The following is a 25,138-nucleotide window of genomic DNA, read 5'->3' on the forward strand; positions in this document are numbered from 1 at the left end:
GTCAACTCCCCACGAGCGGACGCCCGGTGCGCAACCGCCACCGGAGATCGGCGAGGCAGACGTTGAACGGGAACCGCCGCAGCGGCCCGGGCAGGACGCGGACGACCAGGCCCAGCGCGGCGAGGAGCGCCTCGAAGCGGCGCTGGTCGGCGGCGGTCCAGGGCAGCCGCATTTCGTCGCGGAAGCGCTGCGGGAGGAACCCGGTGGTGACAAACCGGTGGAACCGCCGTCCGGGCAGGGCGACGACCGGCGGCAGGAACTCCAGGTCGACGATCCGGGTGAGGTAGCGGCGGACGGTGTCGTCGATGCTCACCTCGGCCAGCCCGCCGGCCCAGTACTCCTCGAAGGCCGCCCGGTCGCCGGGCCACCTTTCGGGAGGCACTTGCAGCGTGGTCCCGAGGGCGGCGGCGTCGGCGTAGAACCGCTCCGGCTCACCCCCGGCGAAGGCGAGGAGGACGTCTTCGATGCCCTTGTACAGGCAGGCCGCGACCCACAGCTGGAGGTCGGTGTCGAAGGCGTCGTAGGCGACCGGGCTCGACGCGGTCGAGTGCACCTGGGCGTGGACTCGGTTGACGCCCTTCCGGAAGGCCGCGCGCTCGGCGTCGGTGCCCATCGTCGCGACCGCGAGGTAGGTCAGCGTGGTCCGCGTCCGCTTCACCGGGTGGCGGAAGAGGTTGCCGCTGTCGACGCGGCTCTCCAGGACGCCGTGCCCGACGGGCGCGCGGGACAGCTGCATGATCACGTTCGCGCTGCCGGCCAGCAGCCCGGCGCCCACGACGGCGTCGCGAAGGGCGGATTCGGTCATCGGCGCACCTCCTCGGCCTCCAGGGAACGCGGTTGTTGACCACACGTCAAGAGTGGTAAGCCGCCCGGGCGAACGCGATCAACGCCCGCGCGGCCGGGCTCAACGGCCCCTTCGTCCGCCACGCCAGCGCCAGCATCCCCCGCAGCCCCGGCCCGCGGAGCCCGACGACGGCCAGCTCCGCCTGGTGGTACCGGGCCAGCGACTCCGGCACGATCGCGACGCCGAGCCCCCGCATCGCCAGCTGCACCAGGACGTTCGGGTCGGCCGCCTCGAACGCGATCCGCGGGGTCAGCCCGGCCCGCGCGAAGGCCGCGTCCAACGCCGTGCGCAGGCCCGTCCCCTTCGGCAGGGCCATCAGCGGCAGGCCGTCGAGTTCGGGGATCTCGACCTCGTCCCGCCCGGCCAGCAGACCGGACGGCGCGGTGACGGCCAGGAACGGCTCCTCGATCAGCACCTGCGTCGCGATGCCGGACGGCGGGGCCGTCGAGATGCCGACGACGGCGAGATCGAGCCGTCCCTCGCGCAGCGCGCCGAGCATGGTGTCGGAATCGGCCTCCGAGAGCGTGATTTCGACCGCCGGGTACCGGTCGTGGAAGCCGGCCAGCAGGTCGGGCAGCCCGACCGGGCCCACCGAGGTCACCATGCCGATCGCCACCTGCCCGCGGACCAGCCCGGCCAGCTCGTCGACGGCTTCGCGCACGCCCTGCACCGCCGCCAGCGCGGCCCGGGCGTGGGGCAGGGCCGCGGCGCCGACGTCGGTGAGCCGGACCGTCCGGCCGGAGCGGTCCAGCAGCTCCTGCCCGAGCTCCCGCTCCAGGCGTTTGACCTGCGCACTCACCCCGGGCTGGGCCACGTGCAGCCGCTCGGCCGCGCGCGTGAAGTTCCCTTCCTCCGCCACGGTGACGAAGTAGGCGAGTTGATGCAGTTCCATAAGCACTGATTCTAGCCAGTAGACAAACCAGATCTTGGACTTCTGACCGAGATCGTCCGAAGCTGGAAGCAGCGAACGAAAGGACCCGAGATGAACCTCCTCCACCCCGGCCAAGACGGTTACACCGAAGAAGCCGCCGGATTCCAGACGGCGGTGCCCACCTCGCCGGCGGCCGTCGTCGCCGCCGAAAGCGCCGCGGACGTCGCCGCCGCCGTGCGGTACGCGGCCGAGCACCGGCTGCCCGTCGCAGTCCAGGCGACCGGGCACGGCCTGACGGCGGGGACCGACGGCGTCTTGATCAGCACCCGGCGGATGACCGGCGTGGAGATCGACGTCGCGGCCCGCACCGCCCGCGTCGAAGCCGGTGTCCGGTGGGAGGCCGTGATCGAAGCCGCCGGCCGGTCCGGCCTGGCGCCGCTCAGCGGCTCGTCCCCGGACGTCGGCGTCGTCGGCTACACGCTCAGCGGCGGCTTCGGGCTGATGGCCCGCCGGTACGGCCGCGCCGCCGACCACGTCCGCGCCCTCGACGTCGTGACCGCCGACGGCGAAATCCGGCGTGCCGAGCCCGGCTCGGACCTGTTCTGGGCCCTGCGCGGCGGCCGCGCCGGCCTCGGCGTCGTCACGGCGATGGAGTTCGACCTCCTGCCGGTCAGTGACCTCTACGGCGGCAGCCTCACCTTCGACAGCGCCGACGTGCCGGCCGTGCTGCGGGCGTGGCGGACGTGGTCGGCGGCTGCGCCGGACACGCTGACCACGTCATTGGCCGTGATCCAGTACCCCGACCTGCCGATGGTGCCCGAGCCCGTACGCGGCCGGCACATCGCCCAGGTCCGGATCGCCTACCTCGGCGAGGACGGCGACGACCTCGTCGCGCCGCTGCGCGCGGTCGCCCCCGCACTGGCGGACACGCTGCGGCCGATGCCGTTCACCGAGTCGGGCTCGATCGCGGCCGAGCCGCGGCAGCCGCACGGCTACCACGGCACCAATGCGACCGTCGCCCAGCTGAACGACGCCATGCTCGACGCGATCGTCGAGCACGCCGGCCCGGGCGCGGCCGCGCCGCCGGTGCTCATCATCGACCGGCTGGGCGGCGCACTCGCCCGGACGCCGGAGACCCCGGGCGTGGGCTGGGACTCCTCGGCCGAGTTCGTCGTCCGGGCGCTGTCGATGGTCGGCGACGACGGCGTCGCGGCCATCCGGAGCGCGCACGCGAAGCTGTTCGACGCGCTGGCGCCGTGGACGGCCGGCCGGCTGCTGCCGTTCGTCTACGGCGAGCACGCACCGGAGGAGCTCGCGGAGAGCGTTTTTCCGGCCGCCGACCTGCGGCGGCTCCGGGAGCTGAGGTCCCGGTACGACGCCGGGAACGTGTTCCGGGCCTGGTGATACGCGCACCGGCCGGGGAAAAGGAGCGCAAATCGTGGCCATATACTCGGCCGGCCACCGCACCGATAGGGGACCGTCTTGCGCACCATGAGCCACGAGGACTACCTCGGCATGCGGCGGTTCCCGGGGCTCGACGGCCTGCGCGCGCTCGCCGCGACGATGGTCATCTTCTTCCACTTCGGCGGCCCGAACTGGACGTGGCTTTCCGGCTGGGTCGGCGTCTACCTCTTCTTCGTGCTGTCCGGGTTCCTGATCACGACGCTGCTGCTGCGCGAGCAGGACCGCACCGGCCGGATCTCGCTGTCGAACTTCTACATCCGGCGCGTGTTCCGGATCCTCCCGCCGTACCTGGTGATCCTCGGCGGGATCGTCGCGTTCGTCGTCCTGCGCGGCGAGTTCTACTCGCGCGATTTCCCGCAGGCACTGAAGTACTACCTGACGTTCCTCAACGAATTCCTGCCGGCGGCCACCCACGGCGCGGACAACTTCTTCAGCGGCTCGTGGACGCTCGGGATCGAGGAGAAGTTCTACCTGGTCTGGCCGTTCCTGCTGGTGGCGATCGGGATCGGCGCGGCGAAGCGCAAGTTCCTGCTGGTCGGCGCGGCGATGGTCGCGCTGCTGGCGCTGGTCCCGCTGACCACCGGCGGCTGGGTCCTCGAGTACTCGCAGACGGCGATCTACCGCTCGACGATCCACTACTTCATCCTGGCGGGCGGCTGCCTGCTGGCGATCCTGCTGCACTACCGCCGCGGGTACGCGCTGCTGAAGCCGCTGACGCACCCGCTGGCGGCGATCCCGATCGTCGTGGCGTTCGCGCTGCTGCACACGAACTTCGACGACCTCTGGCACGAGACCCGCAACAACCTGTGGCTGCTGGTCGCGTACGCGGCGCTGACGATGCTCCTGCTGATCGTGCTGGTCAGCCCGGGCCCCCTGCGGTGGCTGCTCAGCACGGCCCCGATGCGGTTCGTGGGCGAGCGGTCGTACTCGCTGTACCTGCTCCAGGGGCCGGTGCACTTCGTCGTCGTGCAGGCGGTGCCCGGGCTCGGGACGCACCGGACGGTCTCGGCGCTGACGGTGTTCCTGGTCGGCCTGGCGATCGCCGACCTGATCCACCGCTGGGTCGAGAAGCCGTTGATCGACGTCGGCAAGCAGCTCATCACCCGCAAGGAAGCCCGGCGCGCGGAACGGCGGGAAGCGGAACGCCCCGCCGAGACGCGCGCCGAGCCCGCGCCGGTGGCTTCCTAGCGCTCCAGGACCACGATCGGGATGACCCGGTCGGTCTTCGTCTCGTACTCAGCGAAGCCCTCGGCGTGCGCCACCATGCCCGCGTACAGGCGGTCGCGCTCGGCGCGGTCGGCGATCACCGTGGCCGTGGCCTCGAACTTCTCGGTGCCGACCTCGACCGTGACCTTCGGGTTGGCGACCAGGTTGTGGTACCAGGCCGGGTTCTTCGGCGCGCCGCCCATGGACGCGGCGACGACGTAGCGGTCACCGTCCCGCGTGTAGACGAGCGGGGACAGGCGCTCCGCTCCGCTCTTCGCGCCGGTGGTGGTGAGCAACAGCACGTTCTTGCCCTCGAAGTAGTTGCCCACCTTGCCTTCGTTGGCGCGGAATTCCGCTACGACCTGGTTGTTGAAGTCGTTCATGTCGGCTGGCGCGGTCATGGGGATCCCCTGTTTCTGGCCGGTACGCTCGACCGGGCGCGAGTACGCTCGGGCGAAGAGTTTGCTTTGCAAGCAAAGCTACCGATGGGAGGTGAGTGGTGTCAACGGAGGCCGGACCGAGTGTCGAGGACGGCGTGCGGCAGCTCCTGCTGCTCATGCCACGGCTGGTCGGCCGGGCGAAGCGCACCCCGGTGCCGGCGGAGCTGGACGGCTGCGCGCTCGCGCCGAGGCACCTTTCGCTGCTGTCGTACCTGCTCTTCGACGGCCCGATGACGGTCACCGAGCTGGCCACCCGCCTCCAGGTGGCGCCGACGACGGCGAGCCTGATGGTCGGCGACCTCAGTCGCCAAGGCGTGCTGAACCGCGAAGAGGACCCCGCCGACCGCCGCCGCACGATCGTCAGCATCGCCCCGGACAAGCGCCCGGCGGTCGACGCCTGGCTGGCCCGCGGCGCGAAGGCCTGGAGCGACGCACTGACGCCGTTGACCCCCGCCGAGCGGCAGCTGGTGATCGCGACGCTGGAAGCCTACGAACGCGGCACCTGCGAAGGCCCCGCCTGCTGATCGCGCGTTATTCGTCGCCGCGCTTTTCGCGGGCCAGCTTGCGTTGGGCTTCCGCGCGTTCCCGGCACCTGCGGAGGAATTCCTCGTCGTCCTCCGGGCTCGTCGCCGCGAACCGGCCCGGCCGGTCGTACTCCGGAAACGCCGGCGCGTGCCGCTCGTACCGGCCGCGCGCCCGCGCCACCTGGTCCGGACGGCCCGCCACCAGCCAGATGATCGAGCCGACCAGCGGCACCACCAGCACGAGCAGCAACCACAGTCCCTTGGGCAGGTTGCGGCAGGACGATTCGTCCGTCGTGATCACGTCGACCAAGCAGAAGATCCACAACCCGAACGTGACGATGCCGAGCAGGCCGTCGAAGTACAGCAATTCCCCGCCTTCCCCCAGGAATGGACGCGGTAAGTCTTAGCAGAACCCACCGGCGGTTCGACCGCGGGTCACCCTCAGCACCGAGGGCATCCGGAGATTCGGCGACGAAACCCAGCTCGTTTCCGGTTCTGTCAGGCGAAAACCGCGCAGCGCCTCGAGAACGCCGGCCGAGAGCGCGAGGGCGTGCCGCGACCCCGGGCACGCGCGCGTCCCGGCCCCGAACGGCGTCCCGGCGAGGGACACCGTGACGTCCTCGCCGCCGATCCGGCGGCGCGTGGCGAGCACCGGCTGCTCGGCGGGTTTTCCGGTCAGCGACGCGAAAAGCCCGTTGCCGATGAGGCCGGCCGTGGCGTCGCAGGCCTGGACGAGCAGGCCGATCCGGGCCGCCGCGAGTTCGGCCGGCCCGCCGCAGGCCGCGACCAGCCGCCCCAACGCCGCTTCGGCGGCCTCGCCCGGCTCCACGTGCGGGTGGTAAGCCGCCGCGACCGGGACGACGTCGGCCGACACGTCCGGCAGGCCCAGCGCCTCGGCCAGCACCCCGACCGGCACCGGCCGCGCGATCTCGGCCATCACGTCGACGACGTCGAGGCCGGAGACGATCCCCTGAGTGCGGAGAAAAGCCTTCTCCTGCAGGGAATCCGCGTCGACCGAGGCCAGCGCGTCCACGGCCAGCGCGCGCCGCCGGACGTGGTCGGCACCGTTGCTGAAGCGGGCCACGGACGCACGCAGCCAGGCGACGCTCCCCGGCGGAACGTCGAGGGGCACGGGCGGAACCGGAGCGGAAAGCGAAGTCATGCGGCGAAGTTAGCCGCGGAAAGCGTCGGCGACGGCCGAAGTTTCACCACGCGGAAGACACCGGGAACCACGTCGCTTGCGGCCCACCGCAGCGCGTCGGGCGCGGGACGTCGTGCTGGAACCACCACGCCTCGGTGATCCGGCCGTCCGGCAGCCGGTACGTCGGCGGGCCGGCCACCCGGGCGAGCCCGGCGGCCTGCAGCGACCGCGCGCTGGCGACGTTGCCGACTTCCGCGCCGGCCCGCACCCGCGCCAGGCCGAGGTGCTCGTGCGCCAGCGTCAGCCCGGCCGCGAAGAGCACCCGCCCGTGCCCGCGGCCGCGGTAGCCCGGGGCGAGGTAGCCGCCGGTCTCCGGGCCGCCGTCCTCGCCGGTGTGCACGCTCACCAGGCCGATGCAGCGGTTGGCCTCGACGTCGATCATCACCAGGTCGACGGACTGCGGGTCGGGGGACGTCCAGTCCGGGCCGGTACCGGGCACGACCCGCAGCGCGTCCGCGCGCACGGGTTCGGCGACGATCGAATCGCGCTGCCAGCCGAGCCACCGCTGCGCGGCCGGATCACTGCCCCCGGCCACGGCGGCGGCGTACTCCCACGCGGTCGGGGTGCGGAAGAGGAAGCGCCCGCTGCGCAGCACGTGGCCCTGCCGGTCGCAGGTCCGCTTGGACATCAGGCGGCCGCGGCGGGTGAGCCGGTCGAAGATCCCCTTGGTGGCTGGCAGCATCGCGGCGAAATCGTAGCGGAGCGATCCGGGCGGGAGTTGCTATCGTGGCGCGATGACGGCCGTACCCGAGGCAACCGAACTGGACGGCTCCGGCCGGTCCGCCCAGCCTCGCCAGCTCATCGTGACGGTGTACGGCCTCTATTCGCGCACCGAAGGCGGGTGGCTCTCGGTCGCCTCGCTGATCGACCTGCTCGCCGCCGTCGGCGTCGACGAGCCCGCGGTGCGCTCGTCGATCTCCCGGCTGAAGCGCCGCGGAATCCTCGAAGCGGTCCGGCGGGACGCGACGGCGGGGTACGAACTGTCCGACGAAGCCCGGGAGATCCTGCGCGAGGGCGACGAGCGCATCTTCCGCCGCGGGCGCGCGACCGCGGCCGACGGCTGGCTGCTCGCGGTGTTCTCGGTGCCCGAGACCGAGCGCCACAAGCGCCACCTCCTGCGCACCCAGCTCGCCCGGATGGGCTTCGGCACCGCGGCGTCCGGCGTCTGGATCGCCCCGGCCCACCTCCACGCGGCGACCGAGGAAGCGCTCACCCGGCTCGGCCTGGCCGGGTACGCGGACCTGTTCCGAGCCGACCACCTGGCCTTCGGCGAGGTCGCGGCGAAGGTCCGCGACTGGTGGGACCTCGACCGCCTGGACGAGCTGTACACGACGTTCCTCGACGAGCACGGCCCGGCGCTGCGCCGCAAGTCCGTGACCGACGAGCAGGCCTTCGCCGACTACGTCCGCGTGCTGACCGGCTGGCGGCGGATGCCCTACCTCGACCCGGGTTTGCCCGCGGAATTCCTGCCCGCCGGGTGGTCCGGAATCCGCGCGGCCGAGCTGTTCTTCCAGCTGCACGCAAAGCTGGAGACGCCGGCCCGGGCGTTCGTCGCGAAGGCGATCAACTTCGGGTGACCTGGCCCTCGATCGGCGGCCATCGGCAATCTCGGAGTGCGCCACGCGGGGAAGTGAAATGACGGTTCGTGGTGTCATTCACGCTGTCGCGAGCTTGACCCGACCGGGTACCTCCAGGAGGCCGCCTTCGACAGTTCGGCCGGCGAGCCGCACTACTCCGAGCAGTTCCGGCTGAACGACCGCCCGATTCAGCCACAAGAGGCGGCGATGCTCGCCATGCACCACGTGATCAACCGCCTCTGCGCGACGGTCCAGCACCGCGGAATCCACCTCAAGAGCCGCGCCGACGCTGCGCGGACCTTGGATTCGATCATGGCCGGTATGGCAGCCGCCTGACGCGCGTTCCCGGCCCTCCGGATCCGGCGAAGGCGATCAACCTCGGCTGAGCACCGCGAACCCCTGGACCTCGACCAGCGCCTCGTCGTCCCACAGCCGGGACACGCCGATGCCCGCCATCGCCGGGTACTCCGAGCCCGCGAGCCGCCGCCAGACCGCGCCGATTTCGCGCGCGTGGGCCTGGTAATCGACCATGTCGACGATGTAGATCGTCACGCTGCAGAGGTCCGCCGGGGAGCCGCCGGCCGCGCGCAGCGACGCCAGCAGGTTGGCGAGCGCGCGTTCGAACTGCGCGACGACGCCGTCGCCGACGATCTTGTTCGACGCGTCCAGTGCGGTCTGGCCGGCGAGGAAGACGACGCGCCCCTCGGCCACCACCGCGTGCGAGAACCCGGACGGCTTGCCCAGCTCCGGCGGGTTGATGCGTTCCATGCGGGACACCGTACGCCATCTTTCGCGTTATTGACGGTCGTAGTCGTCACGACATACCCTGGACGGCGTGCGAATCGCGGTCATCGGTGGCGGCCCGGCGGGTCTGTACTTCGCCGCGCTCGCGAAACAGCTCGGTCCCGGCCACGAAATCACCGTCTGGGAGCGCAACGCGCCGGACGACACCTTCGGCTTCGGCGTCGTGTTCTCCGACGAGACGCTCGGCGGGATCGAGCACGCCGACGCGGCGGTGCACGAGGCGATGACGGCCGAATTCGCCCGCTGGGACGACATCGACGTGCACTACCGCGGCACGGTCACCACCTCGGGCGGCCACGGCTTCGCCGCGATGAGCCGCAAGCGCCTGCTCGGCATCCTCCAGAGCCGCTGCGGCGAACTCGGCGTCGGGCTGCACTTCCGGGAGGAGGCGCCGGCCGACCTTTCGGGCTACGACCTGGTCATCGCGGCCGACGGCGTCAACTCGGCGATGCGCGCCCGGTACGCCGAGTCCTTCCGGCCGAGCGTCGAGACGCGCCGGTGCCGGTACATCTGGCTGGGCACGGACCTGGTGTTCGACGCCTTCAAGTTCTACGTCCTCGAGACGCCGGCCGGAATCATGCAGATCCACGGCTACCCGTACGGCCGCGACGGCAGCACGTTCATCCTCGAGGTCCAGGAGGACGTCTGGCAGCGGACGTTCGGGCCGATCGCGGCGACGTCGCTGAAGCCCGGCGAGAGCGACGAGAAGTCGATCGCGCTGATCCGCGAGCTGTGCGCCGACGTCCTAGACGGCCACCAGGTCATGGCGAACAACTCGAAGTGGGTCTCGTTCGGGACGGTCCGCTGCGAGACCTGGGTGCACGAGAACGTCGTCCTGCTCGGCGACGCCGCGCACACCGCGCACTTCTCGATCGGCTCCGGCACGAAGCTGGCGATGGAGGACGCGCTCGCGCTGGCCGCGTGCCTACACGAAAACGACGGTGTCGCGGAAGCGCTCAAGGCGTACGAGCTGGAACGGCGGCCGGTCGTCACGTCGACGCAGCGCGCCGCGCAGGCCAGCCTGGAGTGGTTCGAAAACATCGCGCAGTACGCCCACCAGGAACCGTCGCAGTTCGCGTTCAACATCCTCACCCGCAGCCGCCGCGTGACCTACGACAACCTCCGCCTGCGCGACCCCGAGTTCGCGGCCGAGCTCGACCACTGGTTCGCGCGCTCGCTCGGGACGACGTCGCGGCCGCCGATGTTCCAGCCGTTCCGGCTCGGCGAACTGGAGCTGCCGAACCGGATCATCGTGTCCCCGATGGACATGTACTCGGCGGAAGACGGCGTGCCGGGCGACTTCCACCTGGTGCACCTGGGCGGCAAGGCCCTCGGCGGGGCCGGGCTGGTGATGACCGAGATGGTCTGCGTCTCCCCCGAAGGCCGGATCACGCCCGGCTGCGGCGGGCTGTACACGCCGGAACAGGAAGCAGCCTGGCAGCGGATCGTCGACTTCGTGCACACGCGGACGCCGGCCCGGATCGGCGTCCAATTGGGACACTCCGGGCGCAAGGGTTCGACGAAGCTCATGTGGGACGGCATCGACGAGCCGCTCCCGGCCGGCAACTGGGAAGTCTGCGCCCCTTCGCCCTTGCCGTACTCCGAACGCAACCAGGTCCCCCGCGAACTGTCCACAACGGACCTCGACGAGATCCGCGAACAGTTCGTCGCGTGCGCTCGCGCGGCGGCCCGCGCCGGGTTCGACGTCCTGGAACTGCACTGCGCGCACGGCTACCTGCTGTCGTCGTTCCTCTCGCCGCTGACCAACCAGCGCACGGATGCCTACGGTGGCTCGCTCGAGAACCGGCTGCGCTTCCCGCTGGAAGTCTTCGACGCGGTCCGTGCCGCGTGGCCCGCGGAGCGGCCGATGACCGTCCGGATCTCGGCGACCGACTGGTGCGAGGGCGGCATCGACGCCGATGACGCCGTCGAGATCGCGCGCGCGTTCGCCGCCCACGGCGCCGCGGGCATCGACGTCTCGACCGGGCAGGTCGTCAGCGAGGAACGCCCGCAGTACGGCCGCAGCTACCAGACCCCCTACGCCGACCGGATCCGCAACGAAATCGGCGAGGAGTACGGGATCGCGGTGATCGCCGTCGGTGCCATCTCGTCCTACGACGACGTCAATTCGCTGGTCCTGGCCGGGCGCGCGGACCTCTGCGCACTGGGCCGGACCCACCTTTATGATCCACAGTGGACGCTGCACGCGGCGGCCGACCAGGGTTATCCGATGCCGTGGCCGAAGCCGTTCGCCGCGGGCAGCCGCAAGCCGCAGACGGGCCGCTCCGACGGTCCCGAGCCGCGGCTCGACCTCGTCCGGTCCGGTCCGGCCGGCACCGCCCACGCCCGCTGGCGACCGGGAGCTTCGTCATGACCTTCGCCTTGAACCCCGCCCAGCAGGCGTTCGCCGCCGAGGTGCGGCAGCTGGCCGAGGAGCGGCTGCGGCCGCTCGCCGAGTCCGGTGTGGAGGGTGCGGTCAACCGGCCGCTGCTCAAGGCCATGGGCGCGCTCGGCCTGCTCGCGCGGCTCTTCCCCGGCGTCGCGTCGGGCACGCCGTCGAGGCAGGCAGCGGCGACGGACCTGTGCATCCTGCGCGAGAACCTCGCCACGGTCAGCACGGAAGCCGAGACCGCGCTGGCCTTGCAAGGACTGGGAAGTTACCCGGTCTTGCAGTCCGGAAAGGACGAACAGGTCGCGAAGTGGCTGCCCGCGGTGGCGGCCGGCGACGCGGTGGCGGCGTTCGCGCTGACCGAACCGGACGCCGGCTCGGACGCGGCGGCGCTGTCCCTCGCGGCGGAGGCCGACGGCGACGGCTGGCGCCTCACGGGCGAGAAGATGTGGATCTCCAACGCACCGGAAGCCGACTTCTACACGGTGTTCGCCCGCACGACACCGGACGCGGGCTCGCGCGGGGTGAGTGCGTTCGTCGTCCCCGCCGACCGCCCGGGCCTGGGCGGCGAGCACCTGGACCTGGTCAGCCCGCACCCGATCGGCACGGTGACGTTCGACGGCGTCGAGGTCCGGCGCGAGGAACTGCTCGGCGAGGAGAACCGCGGCTTCGCCGTCGCGATGCGGACGCTGGACCTGTTCCGCCCGAGCGTCGGCGCGTTCGCCGTCGGCATGGCCCGGGCGGCGCTGGACGCCACGGTGTCCCACACGAGCTCGCGCGAGGCCTTCGGCGGGCCGTTGATCCAGCAGCAAGCGGTGGCGCACGCCCTCGCCGAGATGGCCACCCGCACGGAAGCGGCCCGGCTGCTGGTCTACGCGGCGGCGGGGGCGTACGACGCGGGCGAGCCGAACCTCGGCGGCCGCGCGGCGATGGCGAAGCTGTTCGCCACCGAGGCGGCGCAGTTCGTCGTCGACTCGGCGGTCCAGCTCCACGGCGCCCGCGCGTTGCGGCGCGGGCACCTGCTGGAGCACCTGTACCGGGAGGTCCGGGCGCCCCGCATCTACGAAGGCGCGTCGGAGATCCAGCGGACGATCATCGCGCGCTGGCTGGCTTCTTCGGCTTCCGGTCGAGCCACCACTGGCTGAGCAGCAGCAACGACAGGACGCTCAGCACGCCGGAAACCGTGGCGGCATTCAGGATCAGTTCCGTTTTGTCGCTGATCCGCGGCATGACGAGCAGGAAACCGAGCGGCGAGAGAGCCCGCGCCATCAGCGTGTGCATGGTCATCGCGAAACTGCGGATCATCCACTTCCGGTGGTCGGCGAACCGCCGTTGCCGCACCGCCCGCCAGCCGGCGACGGTGAAGCCGAGCCACAGCAGCGCGGCCACGACGTCGATCGCGGCGATGACCGGTCCGAACGGGCTGACGGCACCGATGGTGGCCGCCATGACGGCGGCGGGAATCGCGCCGGCGAAGACGTAGACCCGCCCGATCCGCCGGTGCGCGACCGGGTGATTTTGGCGCAGCCACGGCCAGATCTGCAGGATGACGCCGACGATGGCGACGGTCCCGAAGGAGATGTGCGCGACGAGCAACCAGTAGTGCGCGGCGAACCCCGGCGGCGCGGGAACGCGTGACTGCGCGGGATCGAGGGTGAGGTAGGGCGGCACCGAGTAGGCGAGGAAAACGGCGACGACGAGGGCGAGCGGCGCCACCCAGGGTCGTCGCCACCACCGCGGTGCCACCTCGGCCGGTAAGGGTCTGTTCTCCGTTCGGACGGTCATGGCTCCCCCAGTCGCCGGTCGGGATTTCGCCCGGCCGACGCTAGGGAAGTGCCCGGAGCCGAGCCATGGGGTACACCACCGCCACCCTGGTGGGGCCGGCCCTACCGCCGAAAGCTCAGCTGCCGCGCACCCGCCGGACGGTGTCGCGGTAGAAGTAGCCGCTCTGCTTGATCGTTCGCGCTTGCGTCTCGTAGTCCACCCGGATGAGCCCGAACCGCTTCGCGTACCCGTACGCCCACTCGAAGTTGTCCAGAAGGGACCACGCGAAGTACCCCCGGACGTCGGCACCAGCATTGCGGGCCGCTGCCACCGCGGCGATGTGCGAGGCCAGGTAGGCCGTGCGGGAGTCGTCGCGGACGAAGCCCGTCGAGTCCGGGTCGTCGTCGAAGGCCGAGCCGTTCTCCGTGATGTACATCGGGAGACCCGGGTAATCGCGGCCCAGGCGCGTCAGCAGCTCCGTGAACTTGCCCGGCAGGATCTCCCAGCCCATCGCCGTCGTCGGCTCGCCGAACGGGACCACCCGGGACGCCGGGACGCCGTCCGCGTCCACGGTGGCGCCCTGCTCGTCCACGCCCGAGAACTGCTGGCCGAAGTAGTAGTTCACGCCCAGGAAGTCCAGCGGCGTCGAAATCACGTCGAGGTCGCCGTCCTGGATCGGCAGCTTCACGCCGCGCGAAGCCAGGTCGTCCACCACGTCCTCCGGGTAGCGGCCGTGGACCAGCGGGTCCAGGTAGATCCGGACGCCGAGGCCGTCCGCCTGGCGGGCCGCGCGGACGTCCTCCGGGGAGTCCGTCGCCGGGTCGGCCGTGCACATGTTGAGCGTGATGCCGAACTGCGTGTCCGCCGGTGCCGCCTCGCGCATGCGCTGCACCGCCAGCCCGTGGCCGAGCAGGAGGTGGTGCACCGCGTGCATCCCGGCCGCGTAGTCACGCCGGCCCGGCGCCATCACGCCGTGCACGTACCCGTGCATCGCCGAGCACCACGGCTCGTTCAGCGTCGTCCAATGGCGGACCCGGTCGGAAAGCCGGTCGAACACCAGCATCGCGTAGTCCGCGAACCGGTACGCCGTGTCGCGCGCCGGCCAGCCGCCCGCGTCCTCCAGCTCCTGCGGAAGGTCCCAGTGGTACAGCGTCAGCCACGGCGTGATCCCGCGGCTCAGCGTCTCGTCGACGAGCCGGTCGTAGAACCCGATGCCCGCCTCGTTGACACCGCCGCGGCCGCGCGGCTGGACCCGGGGCCACGCCACGGAAAACCGGTACGTGTCCGCGCCCAGCTCGCCGACCAGCTCGATGTCGGAGGGCATCCGGTGGTAGTGGTCGCACGCCACGTCACCGGTGTCGTTGTTGTCGATCGCCCACGGCACCTGGCAGAAGGTGTCCCAAATGGACGGTGTGCGCCCGTCTTCGGCGACCGCCCCTTCGATCTGGTACGCGGCGGTGGCCACACCCCAGCGGAAGTCCGGTGGCAGCGTGTCGATCAGCGCCTGCTGTTCGGCGGTCGCGGCGGTGGTCTCGGTCAAGGCAGCACTCCTCCAGTGGTACCGGACAGGATGGACGGCGTTCAGGGCGCGGTACCGGTCCCAACGGGATGCAGCCAGCACGCCACCTCGCGCGCCGGGTCGCCGGGCGTTCCCAGCAGCGGCACACGGTCGGGGCACGGCTCGAAAGCCTTGGGACACCGCGGGTGGAACGCGCAGCCGGCCGGCATCCCGCGCGTGTCCGGCGGCGATCCGGGGATCCCGGCCAGCTCGCGCCGCGGCCCCCGCAGCGCCGGGAACGAGTTCAGCAGGCCGTGGCTGTACGGGTGCAGCGCGTCCCGGTAGAGGTCGGCCGCCGGTGCCTGCTCGACGATCCGGCCGCCGTACATGATCGCGATCCGGTCCGAGAACTCCACCAGCAGGGAAAGGTCGTGCGTGATGAACAGGACCGAGAAGCCCAGCCGTTCCCGCAGTTCCACGAGCTGGCCGAGGATCTGCCGCTGCATCACGACGTCGAGCGCGGTGGTCGGCTCGTCCATGATGACGACCCGCGGTTCGAGCGCGAGCGCCATCGCGATCATCACGCGCTGCCGCATCCCGCCGGACAGCTGGTGCGGGTACGCCTCGAGCCGGTCGGCCGAAATTCCCACCAGCTTCAGCAGATCGCGAGCCCGCGCGACGCGGCCCGCTTTCGTCGACCGCGGCTCGTGGGTCTTGATGACGTCGACCAGCTGCGTGACCACCTTGTGCACCGGGTTCAGCGAGTTCATCGCGCCCTGGAACACGATGGACGTCTCCGCCCAGCGGAAGTCCCGCAGCTGCTTGTCCGTCAGCTTCAGGACGTCGTAGGGCTCACCGTCCGCGGGGTGGTAGATCACCTCGCCGCCGCGGATCACACCCGGTGGCGCCAGCAGCCTTGTCAGCCCATAGGCCAATGTGGACTTCCCGCTGCCGCTTTCCCCGGCGAGACCGAGGACTTCGCCGCGGTGCAGCGTCAGGTGCACGTCCCGGACCGCGCGGACGGCCTCGGTGCCGACGCCGTAGTCGACGTCCAGGCCCTTGATCTCCAGCACCGGGTCCATCATGGTCGTTCCTCCCGCCCGAGCACGGGCGTGAAGCCCACGCGCATCCGATGCACCCGTCCGTCCGCGCCGCGCACGCGCGCCTTGCCGCTGCCGCGCAGCCGCGGGCTGACGAACTCGTCGATGCCGAAGTTGAGCAGGGACAACGCCGTGCCGAGGATCGCGATCGCCAGCCCGGCCGGCACGAACCACCACCACGCGCCCTGGGCGAGGGCCTGCTGGCTCTGCGCCCAGAACAGGATCGTGCCCCAGTTCCAGTTGGACAGACCGGAGACGCCGACGAACGCGAGGGTGATCTCCGACATCACCGCGAAGATCACCGTGCCGACGAAGCTGGACGCGATCACCGCCGTCAGGTTCGGCAGGATTTCGAAGAAGATGATCCGCCACGTCGACTCGCCGGTCGCCCGGGCGGCTTCGACGTACTCGCGTCCCCGCAACGAAAGCGTCTGTGCTCTGAGGACTCGCGCACCCCACGCCCACGACGTGAAGCCGATGATCACCGCGACCAGGATGTCGCCGCCGGTGGGCACCGCGCTGCCGATGATGATGATCAGCGGCAGCGCCGGGATCACCAGGAACACATTGGACAGTGCGGAAAGGCCTTCCCCCGGCGTGCCGCCGAGGTACCCGGACGTCACGCCGACGATCACCGCGAGGATCGTCGCCACGATCCCGGCGGCCAGCCCGACCAGCATGACGCTGCGCGTGCCGACCAGGACCTGGCTGAAGATGTCCTGGCCGAGGTGGGTGGTGCCGAACCAGTGCCGGCCCGACGGTGATTCCAGCAGGTCGCTGCTGCGCGCCGACGGGTCGTACGGCGCGATCCACTCGCCGATGACCGCGATCACCAGGAAGAAGACGATGACGGCGAGGCCGGTGGCCGTCTTGCCGCTGGTGAGGAACCGGAAGCGGCGCCGCTTCGCGCGGCCGGCGATCACGTCGACGGGGAGGGCCTGGGCGGCCTTGACGTCCGCCGCGGGTACGGCCATGTCAGCCCTCCTTCCGGGTGCGCGGGTCGAGCGCCAGGTAGGCGACGTCGGCGAACAGGTTCGCCACCAGCACCGACAGCGTGATGATCAGGAAGATGCCCTGCATCAGCGGGTAGTCCTGCGAGCCGACGGCCTGGAACAGCTGGTAGCCGACGCCCGGGTAGGAGAAGACGATCTCCACCAGCAGCGTGCCGCCGACGATGAAGCCCAGGGCGAGCGCGAAGCCGGACACGCTCGGCAGCAGCGCGTTGCGCGCGGCGTAGCCGACCATCACCCGGCGTTCCGGCAGGCCCTTGGCGTGCGCGACGGTCACGTAGTCCTCCGACGCGACGGTGACCATCATGTTGCGCATGCCCAGGATCCAGCTGCCCATCGAGCTGATCAGGATGGTGAGCGCGGGCAGCAGGCTGTGCTGGATCGCGCTGCCGATGAAGCCGGGGTCCCAGCCCGGGATGGTGCCCGGGTCGTAGCCGCCGGACGACGGGAAGAAGCTGCCCGGGCCGGCCAGCAGCGTGAGTGCGATCAGGCCGAGCCAGAAGTACGGGATCGAGGAGAGGAACGTCGTCACCGGCAGCAGGCCGTCGACCCACGAGCCGCGCTTCCAGCCGGCGACCACTCCGAGCCCGGTACCGATCGCGAAGCCGACGATCGTGGTGATGCCGACCAGGATGATCGTCCACGGCAGACTGTCGGTGAGCAGGTCGGACACCGGCGTCGGGAAGAACGTGAACGAGATCCCGAGGTCGCCGCGGAAGAGCTGGCCCCAGTAGTCGAAGTACTGGGAGATCAGGCTTTCGTTCTTGTCGAGTCCGAACAGGACGTACAGCGACTGCATCGCTTCGGCGCTGATCATGCCCTGGTTCTTGGCGATCAGCGACTGCACCGGATCGCCGGGGATCAGCCTCGGGATGAAGAAGTTGATGGTGACGGCGGCCCACGCGGTGAAGACGTAGAAGGCGAACCGTTGCAGCAGGAACCTCATCGGGCGGCTCCGTCGTAGAGCCAGCACGCGGCCCAGTGCCCGGGTGCGTCGCCGACGTCGAACCGCGGCGGCAGGTCGGTCTTGCACCGCTCCATCGCGACCGGGCAGCGCGGGTGGAACCGGCAGCCCGGCGGCGGGTCGAGCAGGCTCGGCGGTTCGCCGGACCCGCGTTCGGCCGGCACCCCACCCGGGCCACCGCCGCCCGCGATCCGGTCCGGGTCGGGGGCGGATTCGATGAGCAGCCGGGTGTAGGGGTGCGCCGGCCGCTGCGTGATGGTTTCGCTGTCGCCGCCTTCGACCATCCGGCCCGCGTACATCACCATGGTCTCGTCGGCGAAGTAGCGCGCCGAAGCGATGTCGTGCGTGATGTACAGGATGGCCAGGTGCAGGCGTTCCTTGAGGTCGCGCAGCAGGTTCAGCACCCCGAGCCGGATCGAGACGTCCAACATGGACACCGGCTCGTCGGCCAGCAGCGCTTCCGGGTCGGCGCCGAGCGCCCGCGCGATCGCGACGCGCTGGCGCTGGCCGCCGGACAGCTCGTGGGGGAACTTGTCGATGTACCGCTCGGGCGGCGTCATCTGGACGCGGGTGAGCAGCTCGTGCAGCGCCTTCTCGAGGTCTTCACCCGCCCGGCCGTGGATCTTCAGCGCCCGCGTCAGGTGGTAGCGCACGGTGTGCACCGGGTTCAGCGACGCGAACGGGTCCTGGAAGATCATCTGCACCCGGCGGGCGTAGGCCCGGAACGCCTTGCCGTGCTTGACGTTCACGGTCTCGCCGTGCAGCCGGATGTCACCGCCGGTGCGGGGGTAGAGGCCCGCGAGCAGGCGGGCGACCGTCGACTTGCCCGAGCCGGACTCGCCGACCAGCGCGGTGACGCGGCCGCGCCGGAGCGTCAGGCTCACGTCGTCGACGGCCTGGATGGCGCGGCGCGGCCCGGTCAGCGCGGCCCGGCCTTTGCGGCGCACTGGGAAGTGTTTCGTGAGTCCCGCGGCTTCGAGAACCACGGGGAGGTCCCCCTCCGACCCGACGGCGACGGGGTCGGAGGGGGACTGCTCGGTCGTCACAGCTGAATCCGCCATCGTCAGGCCGCGGGCTTGAGGTGCAGGACGATGTCGAGCGCGTTGCGCAGCGTCGGCTGGGCCGGCGCGTACGGGTTGGCGTCGTCGGGCCAGCCGACCCAGTTCTTCGTGCTGTACTCGCCGCCGGAGTTGGCCGCCGACGTGGGGATCATCGGCTGCTGCTCGATCATGATCTTCTGCAGCGTCGCCATGGCGGCGGTGCGGGCGGCGTCGTCCTCGGCGTTGGCGTAGGTCTCGAGCGCCTTGGTCGCCTCGTCGTTCTTGTAGCGGCCGTAGTTGCCGTTGATGCCCCCCTGGCCGGTCGGCTTGTAGCGGTTGCCGTCCATGACGTCGCGGTACATGTCGTACGGCGTCTGCCCGTCGTTGGTCCAGTGCATCAGGCCCTCGAAGTCACCGGTGTCCACCGACTTCATCCAGGCGTCCTGGTTCATCTTGTCGACCGTGGCGGTAATGCCGATCTGCGCCAGGTTGTCCTTGATGATCTCCAGGTCGGTGATGTAGTCCGACCAGCCCGACGGCACGGTGAGCTTGATGGTGACCGGCTTGCCGCTCGGGTCGGCCAGCTTGTCCCCGTTGAACTTGTAACCCGCGCCGGTCAGCAGCGCCTTCGCACCCGGGACGTCGACCTTGACGCTCTGGCCCTGGTACTGCGGCGCGATGAACGGGTCGCCCGCCGGCGTCGGGATGCCGGTGACCTGGTCGTTCTTCGGGTAGAAGTAGCCGGCCTCACCCTGGTTGAAGATGTCGTCGCGGTTGATCACCTTGTTGATGGCCTGGCGCAGCTTCGGGTCGTTCCACGGTGCCTTTTCCGTGTTGAACCACAGGCCGTGGACGGCCAGCTGCGCGGGGAACCACAGCTTGTAGTGCTGCGGGTCCTTGTTGGTGTAGACGGCCTTGTAGTTCGGGATGAACACGAAGCTCCACTCGGCCGCCCCGTTGACCAGCGCGCTGACCTGCGCGTTGTTGTCGGTGTAGGAGGTGTAGCGGATCTCCTTGACCTTCGGCGCTTCCTGCCAGTAGCCGCTTTCGCGCCGCGTGACGATCATCGTCTGCGGGGTGGCCGACTTCAGCGTGTACGGCCCGGTGCCGATCGGGTTCTTCACGAGGTCGAGCGCCGGGTCCTTGACGCCCTGCCAGGCGTGCTTCGGCACGACCAGGGTCTGCAGGATCTTGACCTGGTTGACGAACTGCGAGCCGTCGAAGCCCAGGGTGACCTGGTTGCCGGCCGCGGTGATGTCCTTGTACGGGACGGCGTCGACGTTCAGCGCCTTGTTGTCGCGCAGCAACTGGAAGGTGTAAGCGACGTCCTCGGCGGTCATCGGCTGGCCGTCGGAGAACTTGACGCCGTCACGGACGGTCAGGACCAGCTTCTTGTAGTTGTCCGACCAGTCCCACTTCGTCGCCAGCCAGGGCTTGCCCGGCTCCTGCGGCTTGACGCGGTTGAGCATGACGAGGGGCTCGTAGATCATCCACCGGTAGCCCATGTTCGACAGGGCGGACGTCTCCAGGAACGGGTTGTTGTTCTCCGCCTGCGGGCCGTCCGGCTTGCCGACGCTGAGCACGGCGTCCGGGTTGCTCTGGGCGGCGTTGGAGCTGCCACCCGAGCACGCCGTGAGCCCGCTCAGGGCCGTCATGGCTACTAGCGCTGCGACGATGGAGCGCTTGACTCGCATCGGTTCCTCCTGGTCATCGACGACTTGCTTGCTGTCGACTGGTAGCGAGCCCCGACCGCCGGCGACCGAACGACGTCCCGAAGTCAACCCGGGTGACTCGGGTCACGTCAATAACACGGCGGTAACGTTTTGTACCTAAGTTTAAGTACTGAAAGAACTGGCGGTCTGGACCTGTTTCCAGGGTTGCTCCTTGCGCCGCAAGGGTTTCAGCCGGTCCGGCCACCGTTCGCCAGCAGTTCGGCGATCGGCAGGGTCGCCGCGCCGAGCGCGACCGCCTCCGGTCCGAGCCGGCCGAGGACGACTTCGGTGCGCTCGACGAGGTAGCCGAGCGCGTGCCGGCTCACGGCGTCGCGCACCGCGGGCAGGATCGCCGGTCCCATGATCGCCCCGGCCGAACCGGAAAGCACCACCCGATCGGGGCTGAGCAGGTTGATCAGGTTCGCGATGCCGATGCCCAGGTACTCGCCGGTCTCGGCGAGTACGTCGGCGGCCGGGCCACCACCCTGGGCTTCGGCCACGATCCGCGCCAGTTCGACGTCGCTTTCGTCCCCGGTGACCGGTTCCTTGCCGGCGAGGGCGGCGTAGCGGCGGACGACCGCCTCGACACCGACGTAGGCCTCCAGGCAGCCGTGGGAGCCGCACCGGCAGGCCGCCCCGGCCGCCTTGACGACGGTGTGGCCCCACTCGCTGGTGGTGATGCCGGGGTGCGAGCGCCCGGCCGTCGCGACGGCGGCACCGACGCCCACGCCGAGCAGGGCGACGATGGCGCGTTCGGCACCGCGGCCGGCGCCCCGCCAGGTCTCGGCCTGGCCGAGGGTCCGGGCCCGGTTGTCCAGGTGGAGGGGCGCTTCGATGTGCGGGTGGAGCAGGTCGGCGAAGTTCACCCCGCTCCAGCCGAGGGTCGGCGCGTGCACGATCCCGCCGTCGCGGACCGCGCCCGGCACGCCGATGCCGACGCCGAACACCGCGTCCGGATCGCTCCCTTCGAGCACTTCGGCGATGCCCGTGCGCACCAGCCCGGCCACTTCGTCCGGGTCGAGGCGGGTGCCGACCAGCGGGTGGCGCACCGTGCCGAGGGTGCCGAGCGCCCAGTCGAACAGGCCGACCTCGACGTGCGTCTCGCTGACGTCCACGCCCACGACCTGCCCGAACCCGGCCCGGACGGCCAGCAGCGTCCGCGGCCGCCCGCCGTCCGATTCGACCGATCCGGCCTCGGCCACGACGCCGTCCGCGATGAGCTCGGAAACGACGTTGGTAACGGTGGCGGCCGATAGTCCCGATTCAGCTACCAGTTCCAGTCTGCTGACGGGACCGCGGAGGTAGAGCGAGGAGAGCAGTGCCGCGCGGTTGTGCCGCCTGAGGTCACGGGTCGTCTGGCGCACCACCTGGGTCACCGGGAGGATTCTGCCAGACGACGGCACCGCGACCATGGGTTCGGGACTTAGTTCACCACTTAATACATAGCCACAACTTACGGTGATCGGGCATCCTGTCAGTGAGCCGGTAAGAAGTTCAGATGGGTTGCCCATGGCGAGCAAGCGCACCACCGTCCGCGATCTGCGGCGGCACAACCGATCCCTGCTGCTGTCGAAACTGTACTTCGACGGCCCGCTGTCGAGGCACGAGCTCAGCCAGCTGACCGGATTGAGTGCCGCCACGGTGAGCAACGTGACCGCCGAACTGGGCGAAGAACGCCTGATCACCGAAGCCGGCCAGGTCGAATCGGACGGCGGCCGGCCCCGGGTGCTGCTGCGCGTGGACCCGGCGTACGGGCACGTCGCGGGCGTCGACATCGGCGAAACGGGCGTCAAGGTCGAGCTGTTCGACCTGGCGATGAACCGCCTGGCGACGGTCGAGCACCCGCTCCCGAAGGCCCCCGACGCGGCGACGGCGGTCGAGCAGGTGACGTCCGGCCTCCGGGAGGTGTTCGCGAGCGCGGGCCTCGACGAATCGGGCGTGCTGGGCGTCGGCATCGGCGTGCCGGGGACGGTCGAGCAGGGCGCCCGGGTGCTGGTGCACGCCCCGACGGTCGGCTGGGACGCGGTGCCGTTCGAGGCGATGCTGCGGGAGGCGGGCGTCGGGTTGCCGCTGTTCGTCGACAACGGCGCGAAGACGCAGGGCCAGGCGGAGATGTGGTTCGGCGCGGGCCGCGGAGCCCGCCACGCGGTGATCGCGCTGATCGGCTCGGGCGTGGGCGCGGCGGTGGTGACGGACGGAACGACGTACCGCGGCTCGACGAGCAGCGCGGGCGAGTGGGGCCACACGACGATCGCGTACGGCGGCCAGGAGTGCCGCTGCGGCTCACGCGGATGCCTGGAGGCGTACATCGGCGCGGGCGCGGTGCTGGCGCGGTACCGCCGGGCGCGCGGCAAGGAAATTTCCGGCGAGGACGAGCAGGCCCAGTTTTCGGCCCTGCTTTCGGCGGCTTCGAGGTCCAAGACGGCTTCGCGGGTGCTCGACGAAACGGCGGGCTACCTCGGAGCGGGCATCGCGAACTTGATCAACTTGTTCAACCCGGAGCGCATAGTGATCGGCGGCTGGGCCGGCCTGGCCCTGGGCGAGCAACTCCTGCCGAAGATCCGAGAGGCGGCGGGCGAGCACGCCCTACGCCACCCGTTCAGCCAGACATCGATCCAGCTGGGCTCCCTGGGCCTGGACGCGGTGGCCACCGGAGCGGCAACCCTCCCGGTGGCGGACCTGCTGGAGCAGGGGGCAACATCGAGGCTGGCCAAGCCAGGGGCCCCGAACTCCGACGCGGCTTGATCAGCGGCGGCCCACCGCCGCACACGGGCGAGGCCCCCGGCCCACCGCAGACCAGACCCGCCGACCAGGCCCGCAGCCGGGCGGCGCAAGCCGCCCACCAGACGCCCAACGTGCAGCCAGCACGCAAACAGGAACCGACGAGAACCCAGACCCCCCGCACCCCGATCCGAAGCCAAAACACGGCCGGCAGCACCGGGTCAAGGCACGCTTTCCCGCCTTGACGCGGTGTTGCCGGCCGTAGTCACAATGCCAGCTTCGGGGTGCCGGAGGAACGCAACTGCCAAGCCAGCGGCCACCAAACCCGGACCCACCACCGCCGCCGCCACCACCATCGCCATCGCCACCGCCACCGCCACCGCCACCGCCCCGAAGCGGATCACGCCAACCACCACGCCCCACTGAGCGGGAACCACCCCAGCGAGCCCCCATGCCCCGCTCACCGGAACCCCGCATCTCGCAGCTCACCCCCACCATCCCCACCTCAACACCCCCTTAATTCGGGTTGAAAAAAAATGACTGCCCGACGGTTGCCCGGCTTGTCTGGACCATGCATACTTTGTTGCCAGACACAACAAAGTCCGGCCGATACCTCCGCCCGCGGCCCGCGGGCACGCACGGTCACACCTGCCGCCGCCCCGGCAGGCGCGGCCACCTCCCCCTCCCCGCGTTCCGTGCTGCGCGCGGTTCGCCGGTCCCCCACGGTGAGAGAGGCGACAACGATGTCCACCTCCACGAAGAACCGCTGGGCGGCACTCCTCGCCGCCTGTTCACTGCTCGTCCTCGGGCAGCAAGCCATCACGACGGCCCCGGCAGAAGCGGCGGCCACCTTCACCGATGACTTCAACGGCGCCGCCGGCGCCGGGGTCGACGGGTCGAAGTGGCAGCTCGAAACCGGCGACAACGTCAACAACCACGAGCGGCAGTACTACACGTCCGGCACCAACAACGCCCAGCTCGACGGCCAAGGTCACCTCGTCATCACCGCCAAGAGGGAAAACCCCGGCAACTACAACTGCTGGTACGGCCGCTGCGAATACACCTCCGCGCGGCTCAACACCGCCGGCAAGTTCAGCCAGGCCTACGGCCACTTCGAAACGCGCATGAAACTCCCGCGCGGGCAAGGCATGTGGCCGGCGTTCTGGATGCTCGGTGGCGCGAACTGGCCCACCGACGGCGAAATCGACATCATGGAAAACGTCGGGTTCGAACCGAACACCGTGCACGGCACCATCCACGGCCCCGGCTACTCCGGCTCCGGCGGCATCGGCGCCGCCTACAACGGACCGAACTTCTCCGACGACTTCCACACCTACGCGGTCGACTGGGCGCCCAACCAGATCAAGTGGTACGTCGACGGCAACCTCTACCAGACGCGCACGCCGTCGGACCTGAACGGCAACCGCTGGGTGTACGACCACAACTTCTTCATCATCCTCAACCTCGCTGTCGGCGGGTACTGGCCCGGCGATCCCAACAGCAGCACGCAGTTCCCGCAGCAGCTGGTCGTCGACTACGTGCACGTCACCAACACCTCCAGCAGCGGCGGCGGCCGGACCGGCACGATCACCGGCATCGGCGGCAAGTGCGTCGACGTCGCCGGCGCCAGCACCGCCAACAGCACGCCGATCCAGATCACCGACTGCAACGGCAACGCCGCGCAGAACTGGACCGTCGGCACCGACGGCACGATCCGCGCCCTCGGCAAGTGCATGGACGTCAGCGGCGCCGGTACCGCGGACGGGACAGCGGTGCAGCTCTACGACTGCAACGGAACCGGCGCCCAGCAATGGGTGGTGACCGGCGCGAAAGACATCGTGAACCCGAACGCGAACAAGTGCCTCGACGCCACCGGCAATTCGAGTGCGAACGGCACCCGCCTGCAGATCTGGACCTGCGGCGGCGGCGCGAACCAGAAGTGGACCACTCCCTGACCTTCCCCATAAGGAGAACCCAGTGCGGCGAATCCTCGTCGCGCTAATGGGGTG

At 70.5% G+C, this 25,138-nt stretch carries 24 protein-coding genes; 9 read left to right on the forward strand and 15 right to left on the reverse strand.

The annotated features are described in order from the left end of the window. Position 1: 1 nt before the first annotated feature. A complete protein-coding gene (locus tag AB0F52_RS02045) occupies positions 2 to 805 on the reverse strand; it encodes an oxygenase MpaB family protein (protein ID WP_360163595.1) in 804 nt (267 codons plus the stop codon). A 46-nt stretch (positions 806 to 851) separates the two neighbouring features. Beyond that, complete coding sequence (locus AB0F52_RS02050) at positions 852 to 1,736, reverse strand: LysR family transcriptional regulator (RefSeq protein ID WP_360163597.1); 885 nt, start codon at positions 1,734 to 1,736, stop codon at positions 852 to 854. Positions 1,737 to 1,826: 90 nt separating this feature from the next. On the opposite strand from AB0F52_RS02050, the gene AB0F52_RS02055 reads away from it, so the two are divergent. Together AB0F52_RS02055 and AB0F52_RS02060 are read left to right on the forward strand one after the other, a co-directional pair. Continuing rightward, positions 1,827 to 3,119, forward strand: a complete 1,293-nt coding sequence (locus AB0F52_RS02055; RefSeq protein WP_360163599.1) for an FAD-binding oxidoreductase — start codon at positions 1,827 to 1,829, stop codon at positions 3,117 to 3,119. 87 nt (positions 3,120 to 3,206) lie between these two features. Further along, complete coding sequence (locus AB0F52_RS02060; RefSeq protein ID WP_360163601.1) at positions 3,207 to 4,367, forward strand: acyltransferase; 1,161 nt, start codon at positions 3,207 to 3,209, stop codon at positions 4,365 to 4,367. Here AB0F52_RS02060 and AB0F52_RS02065 read toward each other — a convergent pair. Then, positions 4,364 to 4,786 carry a nitroreductase family deazaflavin-dependent oxidoreductase gene (locus tag AB0F52_RS02065; protein ID WP_360163603.1) on the reverse strand — a complete coding sequence of 141 codons (423 nt, stop codon included), beginning with the start codon at positions 4,784 to 4,786 and terminating at the stop codon, positions 4,364 to 4,366. The genes AB0F52_RS02060 and AB0F52_RS02065 overlap by 4 nt on opposite strands. 98 nt (positions 4,787 to 4,884) lie before the next feature. On the opposite strand from AB0F52_RS02065, the gene AB0F52_RS02070 reads away from it, so the two are divergent. Then, on the forward strand, positions 4,885 to 5,349 hold the full coding sequence (locus tag AB0F52_RS02070) for a MarR family winged helix-turn-helix transcriptional regulator (protein ID WP_360163605.1): 465 nt from the start codon (positions 4,885 to 4,887) through the stop codon (positions 5,347 to 5,349). 7 nt (positions 5,350 to 5,356) lie between these two features. Here AB0F52_RS02070 and AB0F52_RS02075 read toward each other — a convergent pair whose 3' ends face one another. From AB0F52_RS02075 to AB0F52_RS02085, 3 genes are read right to left on the reverse strand one after another with little or no spacing between them, the layout of a single operon-like run. Further along, positions 5,357 to 5,716, reverse strand: coding sequence for a PLDc N-terminal domain-containing protein (locus tag AB0F52_RS02075; protein WP_360163607.1), 360 nt, complete (start codon positions 5,714 to 5,716; stop codon positions 5,357 to 5,359). A gap of 36 nt (positions 5,717 to 5,752) precedes the next feature. Beyond that, positions 5,753 to 6,511, reverse strand: a complete 759-nt coding sequence (locus AB0F52_RS02080) for a hypothetical protein (RefSeq protein ID WP_360163609.1) — start codon at positions 6,509 to 6,511, stop codon at positions 5,753 to 5,755. Positions 6,512 to 6,554: 43 nt separating this feature from the next. Then, complete coding sequence (locus tag AB0F52_RS02085) at positions 6,555 to 7,232, reverse strand: GNAT family protein (protein ID WP_360163611.1); 678 nt, start codon at positions 7,230 to 7,232, stop codon at positions 6,555 to 6,557. A gap of 52 nt (positions 7,233 to 7,284) precedes the next feature. Between AB0F52_RS02085 and AB0F52_RS02090 the strand changes: the two genes are divergently transcribed. Beyond that, a complete protein-coding gene (locus tag AB0F52_RS02090; RefSeq protein ID WP_360163613.1) occupies positions 7,285 to 8,127 on the forward strand; it encodes a PaaX family transcriptional regulator C-terminal domain-containing protein in 843 nt (280 codons plus the stop codon). 207 nt (positions 8,128 to 8,334) lie between these two features. Beyond that, positions 8,335 to 8,463, forward strand: coding sequence for a hypothetical protein (locus AB0F52_RS02095; RefSeq protein WP_360163615.1), 129 nt, complete (start codon positions 8,335 to 8,337; stop codon positions 8,461 to 8,463). 36 nt (positions 8,464 to 8,499) lie between these two features. Here AB0F52_RS02095 and AB0F52_RS02100 read toward each other — a convergent pair whose 3' ends face one another. Beyond that, complete coding sequence (locus tag AB0F52_RS02100) at positions 8,500 to 8,895, reverse strand: RidA family protein (protein WP_360163617.1); 396 nt, start codon at positions 8,893 to 8,895, stop codon at positions 8,500 to 8,502. Between the two features lie 67 nt (positions 8,896 to 8,962). On the opposite strand from AB0F52_RS02100, the gene AB0F52_RS02105 reads away from it, so the two are divergent. Then, positions 8,963 to 11,305 (forward strand): bifunctional salicylyl-CoA 5-hydroxylase/oxidoreductase, encoded by a 2,343-nt coding sequence (locus tag AB0F52_RS02105; RefSeq protein WP_360163619.1) that lies wholly within the window; start codon positions 8,963 to 8,965, stop codon positions 11,303 to 11,305. Next, entirely contained in the window at positions 11,302 to 12,465 is a 1,164-nt protein-coding gene (locus AB0F52_RS02110) for an acyl-CoA dehydrogenase family protein (RefSeq protein WP_360163621.1), read from the forward strand. Before AB0F52_RS02105 ends, AB0F52_RS02110 begins: the two co-directional genes overlap by 4 nt. Here the strand turns inward: AB0F52_RS02110 and AB0F52_RS02115 are convergent. The 8 genes from AB0F52_RS02115 to AB0F52_RS02150 form a co-directional block, all read right to left on the reverse strand. After that, the gene (locus AB0F52_RS02115; protein ID WP_360163623.1) at positions 12,413 to 13,036 is read right to left on the reverse strand and encodes a DUF2306 domain-containing protein; all 624 of its coding nucleotides are present in this window, start codon (positions 13,034 to 13,036) and stop codon (positions 12,413 to 12,415) included. The two genes, AB0F52_RS02110 and AB0F52_RS02115, sit on opposite strands and share 53 nt — an antisense overlap. Positions 13,037 to 13,220: 184 nt before the next feature. After that, the gene (locus AB0F52_RS02120; RefSeq protein ID WP_360163625.1) at positions 13,221 to 14,624 is read right to left on the reverse strand and encodes a GH1 family beta-glucosidase; all 1,404 of its coding nucleotides are present in this window, start codon (positions 14,622 to 14,624) and stop codon (positions 13,221 to 13,223) included. A 41-nt stretch (positions 14,625 to 14,665) separates the two neighbouring features. Beyond that, positions 14,666 to 15,667, reverse strand: a complete 1,002-nt coding sequence (locus tag AB0F52_RS02125; RefSeq protein WP_360163627.1) for an ABC transporter ATP-binding protein — start codon at positions 15,665 to 15,667, stop codon at positions 14,666 to 14,668. Continuing rightward, entirely contained in the window at positions 15,664 to 16,656 is a 993-nt protein-coding gene (locus AB0F52_RS02130; protein ID WP_360163629.1) for an ABC transporter permease, read from the reverse strand. The genes AB0F52_RS02125 and AB0F52_RS02130 overlap by 4 nt, the downstream gene beginning before the upstream one ends. Position 16,657: 1 nt before the next feature. Further along, positions 16,658 to 17,638: an ABC transporter permease gene (locus AB0F52_RS02135; RefSeq protein ID WP_360163631.1), complete on the reverse strand. Its 981-nt coding sequence runs from the start codon at positions 17,636 to 17,638 to the stop codon at positions 16,658 to 16,660. Next, complete coding sequence (locus AB0F52_RS02140; protein WP_360163633.1) at positions 17,635 to 18,702, reverse strand: ABC transporter ATP-binding protein; 1,068 nt, start codon at positions 18,700 to 18,702, stop codon at positions 17,635 to 17,637. Before AB0F52_RS02140 ends, AB0F52_RS02135 begins: the two co-directional genes overlap by 4 nt. Before the next feature lie 17 nt (positions 18,703 to 18,719). Then, on the reverse strand, positions 18,720 to 20,390 hold the full coding sequence (locus AB0F52_RS02145) for an ABC transporter substrate-binding protein (RefSeq protein ID WP_360163635.1): 1,671 nt from the start codon (positions 20,388 to 20,390) through the stop codon (positions 18,720 to 18,722). 206 nt (positions 20,391 to 20,596) lie between these two features. Next, positions 20,597 to 21,784 carry an ROK family transcriptional regulator gene (locus AB0F52_RS02150; protein WP_360163637.1) on the reverse strand — a complete coding sequence of 396 codons (1,188 nt, stop codon included), beginning with the start codon at positions 21,782 to 21,784 and terminating at the stop codon, positions 20,597 to 20,599. A 133-nt stretch (positions 21,785 to 21,917) separates the two neighbouring features. On the opposite strand from AB0F52_RS02150, the gene AB0F52_RS02155 reads away from it, so the two are divergent. Continuing rightward, positions 21,918 to 23,153, forward strand: a complete 1,236-nt coding sequence (locus AB0F52_RS02155) for an ROK family transcriptional regulator (RefSeq protein ID WP_360163639.1) — start codon at positions 21,918 to 21,920, stop codon at positions 23,151 to 23,153. A 719-nt stretch (positions 23,154 to 23,872) separates the two neighbouring features. Beyond that, positions 23,873 to 25,084, forward strand: a complete 1,212-nt coding sequence (locus AB0F52_RS02160) for a family 16 glycosylhydrolase (protein WP_360163641.1) — start codon at positions 23,873 to 23,875, stop codon at positions 25,082 to 25,084. The last annotated feature ends 54 nt before the right edge of the window (positions 25,085 to 25,138 follow it).

The organism is Amycolatopsis sp. NPDC024027 (assembly GCF_040638975.1).
In the GTDB taxonomy this organism is placed as follows: domain Bacteria; phylum Actinomycetota; class Actinomycetes; order Mycobacteriales; family Pseudonocardiaceae; genus Amycolatopsis.